This is a genomic window from Robertmurraya beringensis, assembly GCF_042433785.1.
GTDB classification, from domain to species: Bacteria; Bacillota; Bacilli; order Bacillales; family Cytobacillaceae; genus Robertmurraya_A; species Robertmurraya_A beringensis.
Genome location: NZ_JBHLUU010000032.1, coordinates 86,950 through 110,547 on the forward strand (window position 1 = coordinate 86,950; position 23,598 = coordinate 110,547).

14 protein-coding genes are annotated in these 23,598 nt (G+C 43.6%); 2 read left to right on the top strand and 12 right to left on the bottom strand.

Features of this window, described 5'->3' with window-relative positions:
• Nucleotides 1-42: 42 nt before the first annotated feature.
• Together pulA and ACFFHF_RS11035 are read right to left on the bottom strand one after the other, a co-directional pair.
• A complete protein-coding gene (gene pulA, locus ACFFHF_RS11030; protein ID WP_377058144.1) occupies nucleotides 43-7,302 on the bottom strand; it encodes a type I pullulanase in 7,260 nt (2,419 codons plus the stop codon).
• Between the two features lie 342 nt (nucleotides 7,303-7,644).
• The gene (locus tag ACFFHF_RS11035) at nucleotides 7,645-7,845 is read right to left on the bottom strand and encodes a hypothetical protein (RefSeq protein ID WP_377058145.1); all 201 of its coding nucleotides are present in this window, start codon (nucleotides 7,843-7,845) and stop codon (nucleotides 7,645-7,647) included.
• 168 nt (nucleotides 7,846-8,013) lie between these two features.
• Here ACFFHF_RS11035 and ACFFHF_RS11040 point away from each other — a divergent pair, with 168 nt between their 5' ends.
• Both ACFFHF_RS11040 and celB read left to right on the top strand, forming a co-directional pair.
• Nucleotides 8,014-8,739 carry a CBS domain-containing protein gene (locus tag ACFFHF_RS11040; protein WP_377058146.1) on the top strand — a complete coding sequence of 242 codons (726 nt, stop codon included), beginning with the start codon at nucleotides 8,014-8,016 and terminating at the stop codon, nucleotides 8,737-8,739.
• Nucleotides 8,740-9,217: 478 nt separating this feature from the next.
• Nucleotides 9,218-10,561, top strand: coding sequence for a PTS cellobiose transporter subunit IIC (gene celB / locus ACFFHF_RS11045; protein WP_377058147.1), 1,344 nt, complete (start codon nucleotides 9,218-9,220; stop codon nucleotides 10,559-10,561).
• Between the two features lie 154 nt (nucleotides 10,562-10,715).
• Here celB and dprA read toward each other — a convergent pair whose 3' ends face one another.
• The 10 genes from dprA to ACFFHF_RS11095 form a co-directional block, all read right to left on the bottom strand.
• Nucleotides 10,716-11,768: a DNA-processing protein DprA gene (gene dprA, locus ACFFHF_RS11050; protein WP_377058148.1), complete on the bottom strand. Its 1,053-nt coding sequence runs from the start codon at nucleotides 11,766-11,768 to the stop codon at nucleotides 10,716-10,718.
• Nucleotides 11,761-13,299 (bottom strand): YifB family Mg chelatase-like AAA ATPase, encoded by a 1,539-nt coding sequence (locus ACFFHF_RS11055; RefSeq protein WP_377058149.1) that lies wholly within the window; start codon nucleotides 13,297-13,299, stop codon nucleotides 11,761-11,763. The genes dprA and ACFFHF_RS11055 overlap by 8 nt, the downstream gene beginning before the upstream one ends.
• The gene (locus tag ACFFHF_RS11060; RefSeq protein ID WP_340905838.1) at nucleotides 13,280-13,864 is read right to left on the bottom strand and encodes a transposase; all 585 of its coding nucleotides are present in this window, start codon (nucleotides 13,862-13,864) and stop codon (nucleotides 13,280-13,282) included. Before ACFFHF_RS11060 ends, ACFFHF_RS11055 begins: the two co-directional genes overlap by 20 nt.
• 297 nt (nucleotides 13,865-14,161) lie before the next feature.
• Nucleotides 14,162-15,853 (bottom strand): glycoside hydrolase family 13 protein, encoded by a 1,692-nt coding sequence (locus ACFFHF_RS11065; protein WP_377058150.1) that lies wholly within the window; start codon nucleotides 15,851-15,853, stop codon nucleotides 14,162-14,164.
• Between the two features lie 20 nt (nucleotides 15,854-15,873).
• On the bottom strand, nucleotides 15,874-16,842 hold the full coding sequence (locus ACFFHF_RS11070; RefSeq protein ID WP_377058151.1) for a sugar phosphate isomerase/epimerase family protein: 969 nt from the start codon (nucleotides 16,840-16,842) through the stop codon (nucleotides 15,874-15,876).
• The gene (locus ACFFHF_RS11075; RefSeq protein WP_377058152.1) at nucleotides 16,839-17,867 is read right to left on the bottom strand and encodes a Gfo/Idh/MocA family protein; all 1,029 of its coding nucleotides are present in this window, start codon (nucleotides 17,865-17,867) and stop codon (nucleotides 16,839-16,841) included. Before ACFFHF_RS11075 ends, ACFFHF_RS11070 begins: the two co-directional genes overlap by 4 nt.
• The gene (locus ACFFHF_RS11080; protein WP_160545817.1) at nucleotides 17,867-18,898 is read right to left on the bottom strand and encodes a Gfo/Idh/MocA family protein; all 1,032 of its coding nucleotides are present in this window, start codon (nucleotides 18,896-18,898) and stop codon (nucleotides 17,867-17,869) included. Before ACFFHF_RS11080 ends, ACFFHF_RS11075 begins: the two co-directional genes overlap by 1 nt.
• 1 nt (nucleotide 18,899) lies before the next feature.
• The gene (locus ACFFHF_RS11085; RefSeq protein WP_377058153.1) at nucleotides 18,900-19,625 is read right to left on the bottom strand and encodes a ThuA domain-containing protein; all 726 of its coding nucleotides are present in this window, start codon (nucleotides 19,623-19,625) and stop codon (nucleotides 18,900-18,902) included.
• Nucleotides 19,626-20,060: 435 nt separating this feature from the next.
• Nucleotides 20,061-21,647: a response regulator gene (locus ACFFHF_RS11090; RefSeq protein WP_377058154.1), complete on the bottom strand. Its 1,587-nt coding sequence runs from the start codon at nucleotides 21,645-21,647 to the stop codon at nucleotides 20,061-20,063.
• A 2-nt stretch (nucleotides 21,648-21,649) separates the two neighbouring features.
• Nucleotides 21,650-23,443 (bottom strand): cache domain-containing sensor histidine kinase, encoded by a 1,794-nt coding sequence (locus ACFFHF_RS11095; protein ID WP_377058155.1) that lies wholly within the window; start codon nucleotides 23,441-23,443, stop codon nucleotides 21,650-21,652.
• Nucleotides 23,444-23,598: the final 155 nt, after the last annotated feature.

Genomic DNA, 23,598 nt, shown 5'->3' on the forward strand with positions numbered 1-23,598 from the left:
AGGGAATCCCTCAACTCTGAGAGATTCCCTTCCTCAATCATTCTAATTCCTTCTTAATCTAGCTCTTCGGTTTACACCCAATAAGGTCAACCCTATAAAGAGAAATGCGAAACCTAACAATAGGATGTTATAGAAGTTTGTTGCTGTATTTGGTAATGTTTTTCCTGCTACCGGTGCTGTTGTTACCTTCGACATATCCTTTTTAAAGACTGCGAAAGTCGTAAAGTGAGTGGTCGGGACACTTACTTTTCCATTTTTGTATTCAGCACCTGAAACAAGCTCCCACCTCTTTGTTTTTTCGTTGTAAAAATAAACATCCAGACTACTTCCGTTTGCCTGTGCTCCCACATTGAAGGTTACCATAATAGCTTCGCTAAAACGTGAGATCTTCTTGCCCTTTTCATCGTAAATATTGAAATCATAGACCGCACTGATCGCATCATCCATATCCTTCATACGCTTCATCTCTATTTTCACTGCACCATTTGGAAAGATAGAAACTGGAATAGTTAATGTTGCTTTGCTATTAGAAAGAACAATCTTCGCACCCTTTTCTTTTAGCACTTCAATTTGAGCTGCGGTCAAGCTTAATTCTACTGAATCGTTACTAACCTCCACCGTTAGTGTGCCGTTTTGAATCAGTTTTTCTACATCAGCATCTGCGATGGTTGCTACTCCATTTTTGATCTTTGGTTTTACAATTACGTGGCTTTGTCCTGTGTTTTCAGGATTACTCGGTTTTCCTGGATTGCCTGGTACCGTAGGATTACCTGGGTTACTTGGTGTCCCCGGATTGTTGCCGCCATTACCTGGATTGCCCGGTGTTCCTGGGTTATTGCCTCCATTACCAGGATTACCCGGATTCTCACCCTCATCAGGATCCCCTGGATTTTCACCATCTCCATCCCCCGGCTCCCCAGTAGATGCCGCCTCAGCTAAAATAAACGTTCCACCCGCATCACGAGACGCAAGATCCACCGCTACTTCCTTCGCATCAGAAACCGTATAGCTTACTCCACTATACTCATCCACAAGCACCGCGCCTGGCTCAAAGTCCACCGCAAAAGTGACCTTCGTGGCTTCCGTTGCTGTGTTTAATCCAACATATACTTTCTTTCCAAGGTACTCACGCTTCGTGATGGAGTACTTCTCTTCATTTCCACCAGCAACCATCATACGTGTACCCTTCGAGAAAATCTTCGAGTAGTCGCCACGAATATTTAGTAGCTTGGCATAATGGTCATGCAGCTTAACCGCTGTTTCGTCTCCACTTTCAAGCTTTTCCCATGACATTCCGTCACGGTTTTGGCCGAACGCTGATACGACGCCATTGCTAGATTCCCAACTTGATTTTCCAGAGTTCCCAAGCTCTTCTCCGTAGTAAATCACTGGTTGACCTTTGGACGTAATTTGCAGAGCTGCTGCGACCATTAGCTTGCCAACATCGCCACCCACATACTCAGACAAGAAGCCGTCCTGGTCATGTGAGCTTAAGAATTGTCCAAGTGTCGCCGTGTTGTCGATGTGAGCATCGCGCTCGACTAAATACGACTCCACTCCACTGATGTCACCGTTCACAAAGTTCTTTGCTTTTTCTTTAAAATCAAAGTCCAACAACGAGTCCATTTGTCCAGAGCGTAGGTAGCCACCGTCATTCGTGACGCTTGCTCCCCAATATTCGCCGATCATTTTGAAGCTCGGGCTGATTTCGGTTAGCGCGTTTTTAAACGCCATCCAAGTAGTTTCTTCGACGTGCTTCACGGTGTCGACACGGAAGTAGTCAATCGTTTCTCCGCTATCTGTTCTTGCTTTTTCCAACCAAGCGGTTTGCCATTCAATGATTTTGGCACGAACGGCTGGGTCTTCGGTTCTGAAGTCAGGAAGTCCGTCTAGTTCTCCGCGAACGGTTGGGTCCTCCATTTCGGTACGAAGCATATCCTTTAACACTGCTTGCTCTTCGGCCGTTGGTAGTCCTGCTTGACCTTGCCAGTTCGGTTCAATGGAATCCATTCCGTAACCAGCGTGGTTTAACACGACGTCCACCATGATTTTGATGCCTTTGTCATGCGCTTTTTCGATGAGCTTTTTGAATGTTTCCATGTCACCGAGGCTTTCATCTAAAGACGTGAAGTCCTTTGCCCAGTAGCCATGATACGCGTATTGCTTCGCATCTAAGCCTTCGGTTGTTGTAAAATCGACACCCTTATTAAAGTCGATATTATCAACGATTGGTGAAATCCAGATGGTGTTGATGCCTAAGTTATCTAAGTAATCCAAGTTATCAATGATACCTTGGAAGTCCCCGCCATGGTACGCCTCACTATGCTCTGGGTCGTAACCAACCGGGTTATTGCTTGAATCTCCATCCTTGAAACGGTCGGTGAGCATGAAGTAAATTCGTGCTTCATCCCAATCAAAGTCAAGATCTCCTTGGTATGTGCGTGGTGCAACTTCCACCGCTACCGTTTGATTGTGTCGGTTTCCGAATTCGTCCACCGCTGTTACCGTCAGGTTCTTGATTCCTGCGGCAACCGAATCCTTCACTCCGATTGTGACTGCTTGAAGCTGCGGGTCAATCATGAGCTTGGATTTTCCACCAAGTGGTGTGGCATCGACGTACATTTCTTTAAAATTGACATTTTCATCTGTTGTCACATTGATCTTTAATACGGCATTTTCGTTATGCGTGATTTTCCCTGGTGAAACCTGACCTTCTATGGTCACCTTCGGCACGGTATATACAATCACCGATTTGCCATCAACCGTGTTTTTCGGGTCGGTCACCTCGGTTGTTTCGCCGTCCTTTGTTACAAGGAAGCTGTACTCGTAGGTGCCTGGGTCCAGGTTTTTCAACGTGTAGTAAAAGTACTCATTCTTCTCGTCATATGTCATCGCATATTCCTGAGCTCCGACTTTCACCTTCACGCCTTCAATCGTGTGCATCGCGTCGTTTTGGTACAACTCTTCATCACGATAGTAGAACGTTACATTTCCATCTTCTAAAACTGGTCCTTTTACTGCTGGTACAACGGTTTGGCCCGCTACACCTGTGACGACGGTTACCTTTGTGATGACCTCATCACGGTCAATTTTTACCACATGGTCATCGCTGTCCGGTGCAATCTTCGCCGTTGCCCAGTCGGTTCCTTTTCGGATTAAGAAGCCGATCGATTCGGTTGTTGGTGCGATTTCGATATTCGCAATCGCTGTGTCATCATTGATTTCCGTAAAGTCGATTTGATCGTTCTTCACGCCTGTATTCCATACCCAAATGTTCCAGTCCGTGAAGTCCTTGTCTGGTCTCACATATTTCACGCGAACATAGCGTTTCACGTTTTTCTTTACCGTTAAGGCGAGTGTTGCTTCCGCGTCGCCTGCTTTTGCTTTGATCGTTGCGGTTCCTGGCTTTAGGCCTGATACCTTGCCCGTTCCATCCACGATGGCTATTGCTTCATCAGACGATGTCCATGTAACCTTTGCCCCAAGCATTTCTTGGTTAAATTGGTCACGAACTAGTGCGGATAGCTGAGCTGTGTAGGTTTCGTAGACGGATTTATCTCCTGAAATCGTAATACTCTTCGGTGCGAGTGTGGCCACCGTGACTTCAATTTCCGCCTTCGCTTCACCAACTGCGGCAACAATCGTTGCTGTCCCATTTTTCACAGAGGAGACTTTCCCACCATCCACCTTTGCTACTTCTGGATTGGAAGACGTCCATGTGATGTTTTGGTCAAGCATGATGCGTCCCTTTTGGTCTTTCACGTAAGCGGTGATCGTTTTCGTTGTGCCTGGATTGATCGCAAAGCTCGTTGTGTTTGTTTCGATGCTTGTGACCGTTGGTGTGTATTCACCTTCTGCCTCATCGTACAGCACCATCATCGATAATGGAGCGACCGTTGCTGTTGCACCATTGATCGTGCGAAGCGTTTCGACACCGGCTGCTTGGTCGTCGACTACCACATTCCAGGACGCGCTGGATGGGAGGCTAACTTCCTTCGCTGCGTTGTTTGCATTGTAAATGACGACGATGTTTTTCCAAGAATCGTTGTTCGCATAGTTTTTTAACTGGAATGCGACGATATTATCGTCAGTTTTGTACACTTGAAGATTTTGTTCAATGGCTGTTTTTGTGTTCATTTTAAATGCTGGATGCGCTTTTCGTAGCTCGATCAAGCCTTGGTAATAATCAAACACTGGCTGGTATTGGTCCTTCAGCTCCCAACGAATTTGGTTGATGCTGTCAGGACTCTTATAGCTATTGTGGTTACCATATTTACTTCTCAGCATTTCTTCTCCTGCATGGAGGAAAGGAATTCCTTGTGACGTAAGGACGATGCCATTCGCTAGTAGACTGCGTTTGACCCATTCGTTTTGAAGGGCATTGTCTTCAGTGATGATCGCGTGCGGATCGGTCGTGATGTCCTGGGTCGCGACCTTCATCATTTTGTCCCATAGGTTTAAATTGTCATGCGCGGTGACGTAGTTGATGCTTTCGGATGCACGGTTTGTAAAGTCGGTGATCGAACCGATGACACCTTTGGCAACGTCGGCTTCCTTCCCGGTTGCTCCTGTCGCGAAACCTGTGGATGCGTCATCACTTCCGCCTTTAATGGCACCACGGATATTGTCGTTAAATACCGCGTAACCTTGGTCTTTCTGCGTTCCTTTGAAGTTTTGTAAGGAAGCATCTAAGCTTGTCGATCCGCCAGTCCATGGTTCGCCATAAATCAGAATGCTCGGATCAACCTCTTCCTTCAGCTCCTTCGTTAATTCGCTCATTGTTTGACGGTCGATTAAGCCCATCAAGTCAAAGCGGAAGCCGTCAACTCCATATTCGGATGCCCAATATTTCACGGAGTCTTTGATGTACTTACGAACCATCGGACGTTCGGAAGCGACTTCATTTCCTGTGCCCGAACCGTTCGTAATTTTCCCGGCATCGTCCGTACGGTAGTAGTAGCCCGGAACGATTTTGTCAAATGGAGAACCGCCAGAAAGCTGGGTCGCTTCAGGGATGTACGTGTGATTGTACACCACGTCCATCACGACGCGAATGCCTTTGTCGTGCATCGCTTGAACCATTTCCTTAAACTCGGTCACACGTGACGTTGGATCTGCTGGGTCGGTGGCGTACGATCCTTCTGGTACGTTGAAGTGGATCGGGTCATAGCCCCAGTTGAACTTCGGGTCAGTGGAGTTCGGGTCATCGACGGTTCGCTCGTTCACGGAACCGAAGTCATAGACTGGCAGCAAGTGAACGTGAGTCACTCCCAATTCTTTTAGTGAGTCTAAGCCTGTTTTGACGCCATTTGGCCCCGTGGTGTTCGACTCGGTAAATGCCTTGTACTTCCCTTTATTGGTCATGCCTGAATTTTCATCTATGGAAAAATCTCGCACGTGCAGCTCGTATAGAATTGCATCGGTTGGCGACACAAACGCTGGTTTGACTTCCGGATTAAACCCGGTTGGGTCCGTATCATCCAAGTTGATGATCGCGGTCCGTTGGCCGTTTGGCGAAGTGGAGCGGGCATACGGGTCAACCGCATAGTTGGTTGTTCCGTCTGCGAACTCGACTTTGTACATATAGTATTTTCCGTTTTGATCACCGTTTAGGGTGAGTGACCACACGCCGTTGGAGGCACGAGTCATGGCGGTTTCGTTGCCGTTTGTATGGTCAGTGACGAACGCCCCTTCGTAAGTGCCTTGGTCGCTATAGATGGCGACGCTTACTTTTTGAGCAGTTGGAGCCCATAGCTTGAACGTGGTTTCTGATGGTGAGTACGTGTACCCTAGATCTTTTCCATCATAGTAAAATTGGTCATCGTTTAAAACGTTTCGCATCGTTACCTTTGTAGGTTGGTAACCGGTTGCGTTGACTTGGTATTGCTTTCTTACGTCGATTTGTGAAGGGTCTGTGATTGTTAGCTTCACTTTTGTATCGCTAAGCTTCGTTGTGGTTGTTGCGATTTCTTGGTTCGCTTCGACATCTGTTAGTGTGAACGTAGTGTCATCTGACAGCTTTTTGTTTACGGACACGGTGATGCTGTTTTTAGCATCCATTAATGCCGCTTGAACCGCTGCGGTTAAGTCTGGCTTGGTGTAGCTCACTTCGGTTTGGTCTTGAGTGAGCCAAACTTCAACAGAGTCACCTTCTTTGATCTCGATTTTTCTTTGAACATCTTGTGTTGTCCAGTCCCCTGTTCTTGTGATGATGTTAATGGAGCTGGATGAGAATTCGTATGTTGCTTGGGCAAATCCGTCTTGTGTTGTGGTGAATGGATAAGCCGCTCCTTCTTTTCCGTCTTCCCAAATCCACATATCCCAATTGTTTTGGGCACCGTCAAAACGGTAGTAATTGATGGTATAAGAATAAGTAGTGCTTAAGATTTGAATCGTTTTTTCTGCCGTTTTTCCGTCGAGTGACGCTTGGACAGTGATGCTCTCGTTCGGTTGAACGGAGTACGTGTCTGCGATCGTTAGGCTGTTGTTGGATAACGTGATTCCGTCTCTACCATCCTTCAGGCTCCATTGAGGAGTCACGTCAGACTGTTCTCCCTTTTCGTTAAGTGCTTTCGCAGAGAGAGTAACCGTTTGGCCTTTTTTCATTGTGGCTGGTGCGTTGATGATAAGACCCGGTGCATGGACGACGGAGTTACCGTTCGCTTCGTTCGGGTTGCTTGGGTCGGTGATCCAATTGCTTTCTCCGATGATGAACTTGTATTCGTAGGTTCCTGGAGGAAGCTCGGTGGTGAGCTGCCACACACCTTCCGCGTTTTTCTTCATTTCTTTTGCGTTGTCAGCCCAGTTCGTAAAGCTACCTGCCACACGCACGCGGTCACCCTCACCTAAATACTGGAAAGTAACCGTAGCATCATCGTTGATGACCGGACTTGAGGCTGTCGCTGGTGGCGGTCCGATAAGGAAAGTTGAATTATCTCCCGCCTTCGGGTTGGTGTTTAATGGGTCCGCCGTGCTTTGATCCCAGCTTTTGTTGTTTAGTAGAAACTTATATTCATAGTTTCCTTCCGCTAGGGTTGGTAGTGTGGCGGTAAACACACCGTTTTCTAAGGTCATCGGGGTCGCTGTCTCAAGCGTCCAGTTGTTATGGGTACCAATGACATACGCGGCAGTTTCCCCTTGGCTTACATAGTTAAAGGTAACGCTGTTGTCTTCATGGATAATCGGGCTCGCTGGTGTGGTTTCGGCATTTACTCTTGTATACAATCCACTTCCTGAAACTAGCTGAAGTAGAAGAGCTATAACCATCACTATCGAGAACGCCCTCATGTTCTTCCTACTCAATCGCTTCTCCTCCTATTCTGTTTTACGGGTGGTGCTGACTAGCTGTGAACCTTGGTGATGTTTGTTGAAAAATGTGGTGCTTTATGTAGCTTCATGTTGCAATGGGGTGCAGGTTTTTGTGCAATCGATTGCACAAATGATAAAAAAAGAGATAATAGTTCAGTTGACGCCCTGTGCAACAAGTTGCGCAAGCGCTTTCACAAACTACTAACCTAATAATATCACCCCCCTATGGTGTCTGTCACCACAAAAAGACAAAATCGTACAATTTGTCCACGAGCGGTGTCTGTCACCCTTCGTGGACAGATTCAACGTTTTTGTACGCCTGAGATGGACACCCCATTACATTACTACTTTGTCTTCATTGGATACCTTTGCTAAATCTAACGCCTTTTTCAAAAATGCCTCTTCGCTTATTTCTCCGTTTAGCCTTGATCGGACTAGCTTCTCATGTTTCTCTGTCACATTGAAACCTGAGATTTCCAGGGACGCCTTCGCATTACGGAATGCCCTTTCCATTGGTTCTTCATTTGGTTTTGTCATTGATAGCCCTCCTAAATATAGGTTTCTTCTGATCTTTCGCCTAATATCACCATTCTCATATTATACAAGAGGACAATTGTATCTTTATAGTGCAGGACCTATTACATAATCCTTAAGTTTCATGTAAAATACAATCATTACCACTTACATATAATAGGAGCTACCACCATGAAACATACGATGAACTATACATTATCGGAGCGCTTTGAGGTTGCCTTTAATCAAATTCACGAAATGTTAAAAAATAAAGTGAAAATAAATGATGATAGATTTGTAGTGTTGTTGGATAGAGGGGCGAATAGACATCAATTAATAGCAAACTATCAAAAGGATTTAAAGCAATATGCTAAGTTAAGAAATGCGATTGTCCATGATAAGCGCGAGTTAGGCTTTTATATCGCTGAACCCCATAGCGAGATTGTCGAACATATTGAAATGATTGCTAAAGTGTTCAGCCGGCCAAATTACGCATTATCGATCGCAACTAAAGAAGTGATTTGTTTTGATTACGAAGATAGCTTACAAGAGGTCTTTAAAGTTATTAAAGAATATGGCTATGCTCAATATCCCATCTATAAAAATAAAGAATGTATAGGCTTATTATCTACTGATGATATTGTCAGATGGATGTCTGAGAATCTGATCAATACGATTGTAGACATAACTGACATTCGTGTATTTGATATTATTTCAACGGTAGAAAGCCACCCGATAGAGTTTGTTTCAAAAACAATGGACATCTTTTCAGTAGAAGAAATTTATGAGGAAAAACATAAAAATACGTTGGATTTAGAAGCGATTATTATTACTGAAAATGGAAGCAATTCTGAAAGACCACTAGGAATCATTACTGCTTGGGATCTAATAGAGTTGGACTACCAGGATGAAAATTGAATACGCTCGTCGTAAAGGCACTTGCAGTGATGCAGATGTCTTTTACGTATTAAGCACTACTGAGGTGTTAATAGGGTGTCTGTCACCCTTCGTGGACACTTTTGGTATTTTTGTACGCGTGGAGTGGACAGTCTACTTCCTTACTTATTCTAAGGTGTTTATTTAGAGAGACTAAATGAATACGTAGTGTTTCTCTCAAGGAACAAATTACAACGAATGGCAAAAATCCCTAGATATAATTTGTTTATTTACCACCACTCTGTAAGCGATTACAATATTGCTTACAAGTACTTGTCAGATATCACCAATACCTACATACCTAACTATCTGAACTTTCAGTTATTTGGTTATCCGGGGACATACGAACATATGAGGTATTTATTTTTCACATCCAGAAAAACAGAAGAGTTTTCACCTATTAACTATTTTTAGATCGATCTTAGAACGTGAGTTAAAGACGAACATAGGGGGAAAAAGGATGAGTAAATTTAATAGCTTCTTAGAAACAAAAGTAATGCCTGTGGCAGGTAGATTAGCTGCCCAGCGACATCTTGGTGCACTGCGAGACGGGATTATCCTAGCCATGCCACTGATTATCATTGGCTCTCTTTTCTTAATCATTGCTAACTTCCCAATTACTGCATGGACTAACTATCTAGCAGAACATCCAACTCTTAAAACTAGTCTGTTATATCCATACCGCGGGACCTTCGAAATCATGGGGCTCGTCGCTACATTTGGGGTCGCATATCGCTTAGCTGAAAGTTATAAGCTCGATGCACTGGCTAGCGCGGCTATTTCACTTGCTGCCTACTTTGTTGTATCACCTTTTACTAGCTATGTGATTGGACAAGATCCAAATACTGGTGCAGACATCTTGGAAAATGCTTATAATACTGGACTTTTTACAAGTAAAGGCTTATTCGTTGGAATGGTCATTGCCATCCTATCAACTGAAATTTACCGAAAAATTACTGAAATGAATATTGTCATTAAGTTACCTGATGGAGTACCTCCTGCTGTTTCGAGATCCTTCTCAGCTTTAATACCAGCGTTTGTAGCCGTTGTTGTAGCATGGGGATTACGCTTGCTTGTAGAAAACATCGGTGACTTTGGCAGCATACACAATGTTGTATCCGTCCTATTACAGCAGCCGCTAACCACCCTTGGCACAAGCTTGGTTGGAACGATTATTGTCTTTATACTTATTCAAATGTTATGGTGCTTAGGTTTACACGGAGCAAACATTGTTAACGCAGTTATCTTACCGGTTTGGTTAACATTGACACAAGAAAATGCAATGTCATTTGAAGCTGGCGAACCTGTGAAAAATATTGTAACAAACGAGTTTAATGATATTGTCTTTATCGGTGGATCCGGTACAACGCTCTCTTTAGTACTCGCCATGGTATTTTTCGCAAGAAGCCAACAGATGAAACAGTTAGGACGCCTTGGTATTGGACCTGGAATCTTTAATATCAATGAACCAGTTACCTTTGGTATGCCAATCGTTCTGAATCCAATTATGATGATTCCATTTATCTTAGCTCCAGTTGCTGCGGTTATTATGACGTTTGTTTCTATGGATTTAGGATTGGTAGCAAAACCAATCGGAGTCGTAACTCCGTTTACCATGCCTCCTATCCTAAACGGTTATATCATCACTGGCAGTATCTCAGGTGCCATTCTTCAATTGGCCATCATCGTAGTATCATTCTTCATCTACTTCCCATTCTTTAAAATGTGGGATACGCAGAAGCTTGCCGAAGAGAAAGGTGCCGCTACGAATACTACATCTACAGAAAACACTGTTAATATGTAGTTGTGGTGACAGACACCCTTAAAAGACAGATTGGCTTGTTTTGTCCACGGATGGTGTCTGTCACCCTTCGTGGACAAAACCACTCATTTTGTACGTGTGGAGTGGACACTGTCATTAAAAAAGGATTGGCTCGTATGGAGCCAATCCTTTTTCTTTATGTTCTAACTACTAAATCTCCCCGTATTATAAGCTTCCCTTCCAATTCTAATGAAAATAGTTGCTCTTCTAGATCACCATATTCCGATCCTAATATCTGCTTTAATTTACTGATTGAGACAGACTGAGGAATTTTCTCCAATAAAACTGAATTTGCATCCGGTTTAATAGCTGATTTAGGATCCACACTCGTATTTTCTTGAAACACTGACTCCACACCAATATAAGGTCTCTTTCCTTTTACCAATAATTGATTACATCCTTGGCCTTCTAATGAATAAATAGGATGTGGGACTGCATATACCTCCCGTTTCTGCCTTTCAGCAAACTTAGCGGTCCAGAGTGCCCCACTTTTGACACCAGCTTCAACAATAATGACTTCGTTAGACCAAGCACTAATTAAAGCATTTCTTTCGATAAATTGTGGCTGTTTAACCGATGTTCCAGGTGGATATTTAGATAAAAATACGCTTCCTGATTCAATCAGTTCATCATAAAGCTTTCGCTGTTCAGTGGGATAACATATGTCTACCCCACTTCCTAAGAACGATATCGTTTTACCGCCCGCCTTCATACATGCAGCTTGTGAATACGAATCGATACCTTTCGCAAAACCACTTACTACGACTATGTCCCTTTTAGCAAGCTCTTTTCCTATTTCCTTGGCTACTTTTTTCCCATACTCAGTACAACGTCTTGCACCAACGACTCCAATTGAACGTTCAAACTTCTGTAGCCTGCCCTTAAAATAAAGTAGGATTGGCGACTCACCACATGTCTTTGCGATTTCAGGATACCTTTCATCTGTAATGGGTAACAAACCTATTCCCTTTTCTTCGATGGTTCTACTAATTGAATCAACTTTTTCAAAACTCTTGTTATCCATTATTTGTTGGATCATTCGTGTAGTGATACCAGGGACTCCATTCAAATCCTCTTGTGTTGAAAGGTATATCCTCTTCAGATCCCCATTAAAATATGCATAGAGATTCTTCTGCATAACTGGACCAATATATTTTAAAGTTGCTAGCCAAATCCAATACTTATCCATGGCCTCCTCCAAACAAATGAAATGCGTCTTTATCCAAGTCTCTACTTTGTAAACTAAGTCTCATATGATTTACATTTATTTTATTTTCGCCTTCTAGATCAGCAATAGTCCTTGCCACTTTAATAAATTTGTGAAGACTTCTGCCACTATACTTAAAACGATCATATGCCTTTTGAAGCAATGAAGTGGTTTCAGAATCTAACGGACAAAACTGCGCGATTAGGGATGCTGTTAGTTGAGCATTTGAGCTTATTCCTGATATATTTTTGTACCGTTTTTCCTGAATCTTTCTTGCATAGTCCACCCGCGCTTTTAATTCAGCCGAACTTTTAGATGGTAGGACATTTGAAAAGAAATTTACGTTATTAACGTATTTCTGAATATCCATTCGATCAATGATCGGACCTGATAATCTTTGCCGATATTTAATAATTTCGTAGTCTGTGCATCTACATTTTTCATTCCCAAAATAACCACAGGGACAAGGATTCATCGCACCAACTAGCATAAAATTAGCAGGATAGGAGTTTGAACCCCACACCCTAGTGATTGTCACCATCTGATCCTCAAGAGGCTGTCTTAGAGCATCAAGAGTTTTCCTACTGAATTCAGCGATCTCATCAAGAAAAAGAACCCCATTATGTGCAAAAGAAATCTCTCCTGGTTTCGCAAATGGACCACCTCCAATGAGTGAGTTTGTTGAAGCATTATGATGGGGTGCACGAAACGGTCTCTGTGTAATTAAAGTTCCTTTTTCATGTAACATACTTGCTATGCTATAAATCTTGGTTACTTCTAATGACTCCTTTTCACTCATCTCAGGAAGGATCGTAGGAATTCTTTTAGCAATCATTGATTTGCCACAACCGGGTGGACCAATCATAAGGAGATTATGTCCTCCAGCTGCCGCTATTACCATATAATTAAGGATGGTTTCCTGTCCCTTAACATCAATAAAATCCAATTTGGTTTGTTGTTCTGGAATACCTTTTTCATTTAGTAATAATTCGTCTGGAACCTTCCCTCCCAAAATTTCAACAGCCTCTCTTAAATCTCTACATCCAAAGATTTCTACTCCTTTTACTAATTTCGCTTCCTGTACATTTTCTATTGGAAGGAGAATTTTCTTAATTCCAACCTCTTGCGCTTTTAAAACCATGGGAAGGATTCCACTGCTTCCACGAATGTTAGCGTTCAATGAAAGTTCTCCAATAAATGCGGTTTGATTCAAATCTCTTGGTTCTGGTATTTGATTGCTTCTTAAAAGTAACCCTATTGCCATAGCTAAGTCGTAATGAGTTCCCGTTTTCTTCATATCAGAAGGGGCAAGGTTAAAAACCACTTTGAATACAGGAAAAACAAAGCCTGATGATAACATTGCTGCTTCGAGTCTTTCTCGTGCCTCTTTCACTGCCTTATCACCTAACCCAACAATGGATACAGAACTCAGCCCCGCCATTGTCTCTGTTTCCACTTCAACCACCTGCCCATCAATCCCCAGCAAAGCAAAACTATAAACACTCGAGGCCATACAACCGCTCCATTTCCTTTGATCCATAATTCTCTTTTTGCATCAAAAACTCTAGATAGTGTTCTCGCATTGGTTCGGGAAAATAGGAAAGGATTTGTTCTTTTGTTACAAGGGGATTATGTTCGTTGAGCATGTAGGCACGGTAACTACTCCAAGGATAAGTTTCTAAAGATTCAACCATACCAGCAGATAAGGGGTTTCTGTGAATATAACGGCTTAGGTCCAGTTCATGTTCGGGGGAATCAATTATATCGTGGAAATATCTCTTTTCGAATACATGTCCGGAGAAGTCATATTTGAGGTTAAAATATCTGGCGTATTTGCTGTGAAGGTATTTGATGATAGGACCAGGAGGGATTTTCGTGGTTTCTAGCTGAAGATGAATATGATTGGACATAAGGCAGTAGGCGTGGATATTGAAACTGTATCTTTCCTTAGTTTCTAATAACATACCTAAGTATTTTCTTCGATCCGGATCATCGTAAAACAAGGGTTGCTTCCTGATTCCTCTACTTGTGATATGATACTTCGCACCCGGAAACCAAGTACGTGCACGTCTTGCCATGCGTGAGCCTCCTTTTAATTTTATTTAATGAAGTGTCGAGTTTGTTGAGAGAGATTTGTAGGTTTCGCAAAGTGGGAGAAGTGGGGTTTCTAATATTATACTACTCTCTCACCCACCAATAAATAGAGTCAACAGTTTACCTCATATAAATCATAATAAATATGACAACCTTCCTCTCCTCCCCACTGTCCACCTCAGAAAGACAAAAAGACCAAATCTGTCCACGAAGGGTGACAGACACCCTAAAAAGACAGATTGGCCCTATTTGTCCACGAACGGTGTCTGTCACCATAAGTGTCACCGTAAGTAGACTCTTGTTTCATATGGTTGGAGGGTGGATTCTTTGTGGAGCTTCCTTTCAGCCCCTTCATAGTTTGCCAGAGCTAGTTCAAAGTCTCCTAGTTTTCCTCCATCACTAACTACAGAATTTCCCGGCACTCTGAATCTTGTCACTTCTTCACTGAAGTTATTCACCACAAGTGCCATCTTTTTCCCCCATTTGCGTGTATATGCAAACAGCTTCGGGTGATTTGCTAGCAATAACTCATACGTACCATACACGAACACAGGCTGATCCTTTCTCAATCGGATCAACTGCTTATAAAAGCTCAAGATCGAATCCGGATCCCCGACCTGCGTCTCCACATTGATATCCACATAATTCGGGTTCACCCCGAGCCATGTAGAATCTCCGCTCGTGAATCCTGCCGTCTCTGATGAAGCATTCCACTGCATCGGCGTTCGCGAGTTGTCTCGGCATTGCTTCCAGATGAGCTGCATGAGCTCCTCATGCGAGCGACCTTTCCCGCGTTCCACCCGGTAGTAATTCACCATTCCCACATCGTTGTAATCCTCGATCCTCGGGAACTGCACGTTTGTCATTCCAATTTCTTGACCTTGGTAAATGAACGGAGTTCCTTTCATCAGGAAGTACAGCGCAGCTAGCATTTTCGCGCTTTCTTTCCAGTATTCCTTGTCATTTCCCCAGCTCGACACACGGCGCGGCTGGTCGTGATTTTCGATGAAGAGCGCATTCCAGCCTCTTCCTTCCAATCCCGTCTGCCACTTGGTTAGCGCCTTTTTCAACGCGAGAACATCCACACGACTGTCATCCGAGTTCTTATCCCAAAGGTCCAAAAACTCAAACTGAAAAATCATATTAAAATAGCCATTCTCTTCACCAACCCAGCGATCCGCGTCAGCAATCCGAACCCCGTTAGCCTCACCGACCGTCATCACATCGTACTTTTTAAAAGTCCTTTGTGAAAAGTCAGCCAACCACTCATCGATACCCTCCACATTCATCATGTAAGGAAAGCAAGGAACCACATCTAGCCCTTCAGGATTTGGCATATCTGGGAAACCTGGCTTCTTTTTAATATGAGAAATCGCATCGACACGGAATCCATCAATGCCCTTATCAAGCCACCAGTTCACCATGTTCTCCAACGACTCACGCACCTCTGGATTTTCCCAGTTTAGATCAGGCTGACGCGTCGAGAAGATATGCATGAAATACTGGTCGGTCGCCTCGTCGTACTTCCAAGCCGGACCACTAAAAATCGACTCCCAGTTATTCGGCTCCTTACCTTCCTTCCCATCAGCCCAAATATACCAATCACGCTTCGGGTTATCCTTACTCGACCGTGACTCAATGAACCACGGATGCTCATCGCTCGTATGATTGATCACCAAATCCAAAATGATCCTCATTCCACGCTCATGAACACCCGCCAACAGCTCATCAAAATCCGCCATCGTGCCAAACTCATCCATAATGTCATGATAATCGGAAATATCATAGCCATTATCGTCGTTTGGCGATTTGTACATCGGCGAAAGCCAAATCACATCAATGCCCAAATCCTTTAAATAATCTAGCTTCGAGGTTAACCCCTTTAAGTCGCCAATCCCGTCTCCATTGCTATCCATGAAGCTTCTTGGATACACCTGATAGGCAACACTTTCCTTCCACCACTTCTTGTTCACGTTCGCACCTCTATTTCTACTTACACCCACCACATTTGTGAAACAGGCTCTTCAATTAACACCGACTTTAAATTCACAACCGCGCGTGTAAAGCCTTCTTCAATCGACATGATTGGATCTTCATGCTCAATGCTTACCACATAGTCATAGCCGTATGTGCGTAATGCACTCATCATATCCGACCACTCTTTCAAGCTGTGTCCACAGCCAACTGAACGGAAGTTCCATGCGCGTGTTCTGATCTCCCCATACGGCTGCATATCCGTTAATCCATACATATTGACATTATCTTGGTCAATATACGTATCCTTCGCATGGAAATGATGAATCGCATTTTCTTTTCCTAAAATTTTAATCGCAGCCACCGGGTCAATTCCCTGCCACCATAAGTGACTCGGATCCAGGTTCGCCCCAATTGCGTCACAAGTTTCCTTGCGAAGCTTTAACAAAGTATATGGCGTGTGAACCAAAAATCCGCCATGTAACTCTAGACCAATTTTCACATGATGATCTTTCGCGTATTGTCCAACTTCACGCCAGTAAGGAATCAATTTCTCTTCCCACTGCCATTTCAACACATCGCCATACTCATTCGGCCAAGGTGCCACCGGCCAGTTCGGCTGTTTCGCATCCTCGGAATCACCAGCTGTACCAGAGAAACAGTTCACGACTGGTACGTTTAAAAGTGACGCCAACTTGATCGTCTTCAACAACGTATCATTGGACTGCTCCGCAAATGCCTTATCCGGTGAAATCGGATTGCCGTGACAGCTGAACGCACTAATGATCAAGCCACGCTCTTCCACTTTACGAAGATACTCTGCCCTTGCTTCTTCACTTGCCAAAAGACCATCCAGATCACAATGGTTATTCCCCGGATAGCACCCCGTACCTATTTCGACTGCATGTAAGCCTGCCTTTTTTACCGTATCAAGCATTTCCTCAAATGATTTCTCTGCAAAAAGTACTGTAAATACTCCTAGTTTCATCGTGAACCTTCCTCCCTTTCACTGCTTTCATAAATCTTGTCTATAATTTGTGACACTTGCAGCGCTTGCTTTGGTTTTACCACAAGCTCCGCCTCACCCAAACAAGCCGCGACAAAATTGCTTGCCTGTGGTACATCTGGTTCCTCTTCTCCTGGCATCCAGTCGGCTTGCGTGTTAAAAAGCATGCCATTTTTCGTTGTATATAACTCAAATGGGAATACATTTAATCCGCCTTCCACACCAGAAACGCTAACATTCGCCACATCTTCCTTGATGTTGGCTGCCCAAGATGTTTCAAACAGCATCGATGCTCCATTTTCAAACGTCATGTAAGCCGTTACATGATCATCCACTTCAAACGTCTGATGGTCAAACTCTCCCCATTGGTTCACTTGACCTGGAATTTTACTCAACGTATTGTACGAGCGACCCGTAACGCTTGTTTGCTTCGGATTGCCCATCAGCCAAAGAGCCAAATCAAGTAAATGGCAGCCGAAATCGATTAAGCTTCCGCCACCTTGGAGTTCTTTGTTTGTAAAAACACCCCAGCCAGGAACCTTGCGACGTCTGAGCGCTTGAACCCGAACAACCAATGCCTCCCCAACGTCCTCCATCGACTTCTTAGCCGCGATCGCTTCCTTCATAAATCGGTAGTGATATGCGATCGCCAGTACCTTGTTTGCCTTTTTCGAAGCGTCAATCATCGCCTCACACTCGGCTGCACTTAGCGCCATCGGTTTTTCACATAGCACATGAACTCCCGCTTCAAACGCAGCAATCGTAATTTCTGCGTGAAACTTATTCGGAGTACAAATGCAAACCGCATCCACCTCTTGAAAAAGTTCTTTATAGTCCTGAAACACATGCGGGATGTTGAACTTTTCCGCCGCCTCACGAGCTCGATCACCATTCACATCACTAACGGCCGTAATCGTGCATTTATCGCCTAAAGCAAGAAAAGCCGGGATATGGCGGGCCTGTGCAATCCCGCCAACCCCGATAATCCCGATTCGTAGCTTTTCCATTATTCTTTTACTCTCACAATCTGTTTCGTTTCATTAGACTCAAGAGCTGCTAAGATCACTCCAAGAGATTTCATTCCCTCTTCACCACTTACAGGCACTTCTTTATCATTCAGCACAGCATCCACAAACTGATCAATCACATGTGAACTCGACTGGCCGCCCTCGTCATTGGATTGAATTTTTCCAAGCTGATAATTCACAACATCACCATTTTTGTATTGAACAACTAACGAGTTGTTTGGATCGTCCTCTAAACGAAGGATCGCATTTTCTCCATAAATAATCGTTGAGTTGTCTTCCTTGCCCACATACGACCAGCTCGCCGCAAGCGTCCCAATGGTACCGCTTTCTGTTTTCAACACACAAACCGCTGTGTCATCGACCGTAGCAAATTCCTTCGCACTCGTCTCAACAAATGCACCCACTTCAACTATTTCTTCTCCTAATACGTAACGAAGAAGGTCTGTTTTATGAACGCCTAAATCGCCCATCGCCCCAACGAAAGCTTTATCTTTTTGGAAAAACCAACCTTCCTTGCCTTCCACACTCCAGCCCTCTGGTCCACCGTGTCCAAAAGCCGTACGGAAGCTATAAATCTTCCCAACTTCTCCACTTTCAATCAGTTGACGAGCTTTTTGGTGAGAGGCCACAAAACGTTGGTTGTGCGCGATCATCAGCTTTTTACCGCTATTTTTCGCTGTCTCAATCATCGATTTTGCTTCCTCTTCTGAAGTCGCCATTGGCTTTTCGCAAAGAACATGAACACCTGCAAGCAGCGCAGCATTAGAGATTGGTGCATGAAGATAGTTCGGTGTACACACGCTCACCGCATCTACTTCCGCGTTTCTTAAAAGTTCCACAAAGCTCGTGTACGATGGAACTCCGTACTTTTCACCAATTTCAAGTGCTCTTTCTGCGTTATTATCGCAAACTGCCACAAGCTCTACATTCGGATTTGCTGCATATTCAGGTAAATGGCGATGGCGCGCGATACTTCCGCAGCCAATCACACCTACTCGTAATTTTTTCATGTTAGTTTCCTCCTTTGATCGTTTCTAACGGTTTTGCATTTCCGTATACTGGACGCTCTCTCTTTACTGGCTGTGCCCAATTGACAGCGTTTGTGATGACCTTTTGAATTTGTTCATTATGGTAAGTCGGGTACGTTTCATGTCCTGGTCGGAAGTAGAATACCTTTCCGTTTCCGCGCGTATATGTACAACCGCTTCGGAACACTTCTCCGCCTTCAAACCAGCTAGTAAAAACAAGCTCGTCTGGCTGTGGAATATCAAAATGCTCGCCGTACATTTCTTCCTGTGGTAACTCGATATATTCACCAATACCTTCTGCGATCGGGTGACTCGGGCTCACTACCCAAAGACGCTCTTTCTCATCCGCTTCACGCCACTTCAGATCACAGCTCGTTCCCATTAATGTTTTAAAGATTTTCGAAAAATGGCCAGAATGAAGCACAATTAAGCCCATTCCATCAAGAACGCGCTGCTGCACCTTTTGTACGACAGTGTCTGACACTTCGTTATGCGCAAGATGCCCCCACCAAACAAGTACATCTGTATTCGCTAACACTTCATCCGTTAATCCATGCTCCGGCTCATCAAGAGTCGCTGTCTTCGCTTCGTAACCTGCTGAAGTTAAAAACGACGCAATCGCCCCGTGAATACCCTCCGGATAAATATCCCTTACCACTGGATTCTTCTGCTCATGTCGATTCTCATTCCATACTGTTACCTTCACCACGTCAAACCACTCCTTTTACAATATCTTACTCCCTATTTTAGAGATTCATAGATTTTATGAAACGGCTTACATTGACTAGTAGGGTGGAAAATATTGACCTCAGCGGGTGCATTAGTAATTAGATTACTATCAAATATATATATTCTGCTTCATGAGGACTTAGAAACTCTTTTGGTTACCGTTAACTTAGTTTTCCTGCCTTCGCGGGAACCTAACTCTTTTGGTTACCGCTAGACTAGTTTTTCTTCTTCCACGGGAACTCAACTGCCCTTTCACTTACCGCTAACCCCGTTCTCCTCCCTTCATCGGTAACTCAACTACCCTTTCAGTGACCACCAAACCCTATTTTCCTCATAAACAGGCACTGCCCCCCCCTGCCAAACTCGACCTCTCCTATTGAAAAAAGACACCACCTCATAGTAGTCTCCCAACAATCTATTTCTTCCCTTCACCCCGATACTCATTCGGCGTAATCCCCACAACCTTCTTAAACACCTTACGAAAATACTTATCATCCTGATAGCCAATCATATTCGCAATTTCATAAATTTTCAGCTGGCTATTTTTCAACAATGATTTTGCCTTTTTCATTCGAATGTTCACAATGTAATCAGAGATATTCACGTTAAATTCCTGCTTGAACTTTCTTGAAATATACTCCCGGCTAATGTAAAAATGCTCAGAGATCTCTTGTAGCTTCACGTCGCGATCGAAGTTTGCCTGCAAATATGCTTCGATATCTTCAATAATATTGCTTGTCTTTCTACTAGCCTGTTTCTTCAGCTTCCTCAAAAACAAACTGATCTCGCGCCTTTTCGCAGCCACATACTCATCCAGCATGAAGTTCCCATCTTCATCAAAGAACGAATCCACTCGCCCTTCGACATCTTCAGACACCTTCACCTCAAGCTTTTTGGCCTTATACGAGCGATTGCTCAACAGCAAGTACTCATTTTCAAACTGCAATACTTGTCTAACCGATAAGTAATCATTTTCAGTAAAATCGGCCCGCACCTGCTCAATAACCTCATCGAATGCTTCAATTTCTCCTGCTTGCATCGCTAGGTCTATGCTTGAGGTGTAGTCCATGAGGCTCTTCAACGGTTTGTCCGGCATCATATATTCCACATACACTTTGCATGCTTTCGGCTCCAATAGATTTCTGCCCACGAGTACTTTCCTCGCTTCTCGGTACGATTCCATTAGCTGTGCGCTTTCACCGACCATTTTTCCTAACGCCATCGGACAAGCGATATTCATGGCCGCTTGCAGAGATTCATAAATGCCAGCAAGAATGTCCCCGACCTCATCAAACCGGTCCCAAAAGATGATCACAACCTCACCTTTGTTGGATAAATATCGAAACCCGATTCCGCATTCTTTTTCTAGTAAAATCTCGTTCACCACATTTAGTACTGTAAAATAGGCTAAATCACGATCTCCACTAAAGGCTTCAATCGTACTTCGGTTCACCCGAATGATCCCCACCGTGTAGCTTCGAGATGACTGAAACCCTAATTCCTCAAACAGACCCTCGTCTACACCTTCATCACTATTCATGAGCTGCGTCAACTTTCGGTCGCGGTAGACAGGCTTCATCATGTTCATCAACTGTCCGCTAGTCTCTTCTTTTTTCCGCTCCTCTTCTTCCTCTTTCCATTCGTTCACAGCCGTTTCTAGCGTTTGATTCAATATCTCCGGATCAACCGGCTTCAGCAAATAATCCGTGCTTCCGAAGTGAATAGCTTTTCTCATATAATGATAGTCATCGTATCCAGTGACGACGATCACCTTGCTTGAGGGGTGATTTCCTTTGATCCATTCAAGTAGCTTCGTGCCGTCCATTTTCGGCATTTTCATATCGGAAAAAATAATCTCTGGACGGTGTTTTTCGATCAGGTTCGTTGCTTCTTCCCCATTGCTCGCTTCATAGATCGTGGTGATTCCGTGCTTCTCCCACTCCCCTAGAAGTTTGATTCCTTCACGTACATGCGTTTCATCATCAACAATTAAAACGATCACGGCTAGTTCCCCTCCTTCGGCATTTCAACAGGAATGCTCATGCTTACAACAAAGCCTTCTTCTCCATTTTTATAAATGGAAAAATCCGCTTGATTTCGATAATAAATTACTAAGCGATCATAAATATTTTTCAGGCCGATCGATGCCGATGACTTCTCCGCGCCAGTATATAATTCGTGACGAATAAGGGTTAATTGCTCATCGGTTACTCCTGCTCCATTGTCCTTTACGGAGATTTTAAGCATCCCGTTCTCCTGAACAGCTGCTGAAAGGATGATCGATTGTTTGTCTGTATGCTGATCAAAGCCATGCTTAAAGCAATTTTCAACAATTGGCTGCAGAATCATCTTCGGAACGAGAATTCCCTCGGTTTCCTTTTGAATCACTAAATGAAAGTTAAATTGATCATCAAATCGTTGTTTTTGTAACTGCAAGTACGCTTTCACATGCCGTATTTCATGTGAAAGCGGGACGATATCGTCTTTCATATTCATGCTATAGCGCATAATTGCTGCAAGTGACGTTAGCAAGGTATACACCTTTGTCCCGTTTGCTTTGAGTGCCAACGTGCCAATCGACTGGAGCGAATTATATAAAAAATGCGGATTGATTTGCGAGCGTAAGACGCGAAGCTGGGAAGCTTTATTTTCAATTTCCAACCGGTATTCGCGCTCGATCAGTTCATTTATTTTTTCAATCATGCTCTTAAAATGTTTTCCTAGCATACCAATTTCATCATTTCCTAATGACTCAAAATCAGCCTTGAACTCCCCTTTTTCTACTCTTTTCATATTGGAAATAAGCACTTTGATAGGGGCTGTAATTTTAAAAGAAACAAACATCGTTGCTCCTAGTACGACGACCATGGTTACAATCCCGATCAGGATGTTCGTATAGGCGGTCTGACGAGCGATTTGGTACAACACATCATACGGAATACGCTTGGCAATATACCAATTTTCAACAGGTCCTGAAAATTGGTCAAACACGATGACCCCTTCGTCCCATTCTAGGCTCTTTGTGGATACCGGTTGCTCCTTGATTGGTTCGTACCAACTCTCCTTCATTGGTTCTCCAATCACTTCTTCATTAGAGGAATACACCACGATTCCCTGATCATTCACAATGAAAAGCTCTTCGGCGTCCTTTGTATATAACCGATCCGCTACCGCACCGATTCTTGATAAATTAATATCAATCGAAAGAAAACCTAATATATCTTCCGCTGGTACGTCGCGAATAATGCTATGAAAGCTGAGGACCTTTGTACTCTGTGATTTTGGTATAAAGGCCATATTGTTATAGCTGGAAATTTCATGTGGTGGTTCAATTAAATAAAAATCATCATGACCAGGCAGCTGCGCATAATAAGGATGTGACATGATATTCTCGTATTCACCCCTGCCACTAATCGTAGAATGATAGTTCGTAAACGAGTCCTTATCCTTATCAATATACAAATGCATTTGTTCAATTTCAGGACGTGTATTAAATAAATACGCTAGCGCGCGTCGGATTTCTTCTTGGTTACTCCCAATGTCTCCCGATACTCCTTCTCTCATCACGCTCATTAGCGGGTCATAGCGATAGAGCACCGTTGACATTTGTGCAATATCTTCCAGATAAACCGTTAGCTCCTGCTCACCTTTTGTGATAAGGTCATGATTCGTGGAGACAAACTGATCATTAATAGAGTTGGTTGTTTGGTAATAGGTGATTCCAATCGCTGTACCAAATGGAAGGATGGTTGCCAGCATTAAAAAGATGATTAACTTTTTTCTAATTCCCCACTTCATAGCTCCCTGCTCCTCCTCGGACACGAAATCCCACTCATTGTAGCACAATTTTCTTGGACTTTAACAGAGGGTGTAAAAAATGAAACCGTTCAATATTTTCCACCCTGTTGGTCAATGTAAGCCGTTTCATAGTTTTTTAAAATAGTTGAAAATAG

What these genes read in the sequence shown, in the direction of transcription:
- ACFFHF_RS11035 (WP_377058145.1), bottom strand. Translation starts at nt 7,845, where the DNA reads ATGACAAAACCAAATGAAGAACCAATGGAAAGGGCATTCCGTAATGCG.
- ACFFHF_RS11040 (WP_377058146.1), top strand. Translation starts at nt 8,014, where the DNA reads ATGAAACATACGATGAACTATACATTATCGGAGCGCTTTGAGGTTGCC.
- celB (WP_377058147.1), top strand. Translation starts at nt 9,218, where the DNA reads ATGAGTAAATTTAATAGCTTCTTAGAAACAAAAGTAATGCCTGTGGCA.
- dprA (WP_377058148.1), bottom strand. Translation starts at nt 11,768, where the DNA reads ATGGATAAGTATTGGATTTGGCTAGCAACTTTAAAATATATTGGTCCA.
- ACFFHF_RS11055 (WP_377058149.1), bottom strand. Translation starts at nt 13,299, where the DNA reads ATGGCCTCGAGTGTTTATAGTTTTGCTTTGCTGGGGATTGATGGGCAG.
- ACFFHF_RS11060 (WP_340905838.1), bottom strand. Translation starts at nt 13,864, where the DNA reads ATGGCAAGACGTGCACGTACTTGGTTTCCGGGTGCGAAGTATCATATC.
- ACFFHF_RS11070 (WP_377058151.1), bottom strand. Translation starts at nt 16,842, where the DNA reads ATGAAACTAGGAGTATTTACAGTACTTTTTGCAGAGAAATCATTTGAG.
- ACFFHF_RS11075 (WP_377058152.1), bottom strand. Translation starts at nt 17,867, where the DNA reads ATGGAAAAGCTACGAATCGGGATTATCGGGGTTGGCGGGATTGCACAG.
- ACFFHF_RS11080 (WP_160545817.1), bottom strand. Translation starts at nt 18,898, where the DNA reads ATGAAAAAATTACGAGTAGGTGTGATTGGCTGCGGAAGTATCGCGCGC.
- ACFFHF_RS11095 (WP_377058155.1), bottom strand. Translation starts at nt 23,443, where the DNA reads ATGAAGTGGGGAATTAGAAAAAAGTTAATCATCTTTTTAATGCTGGCA.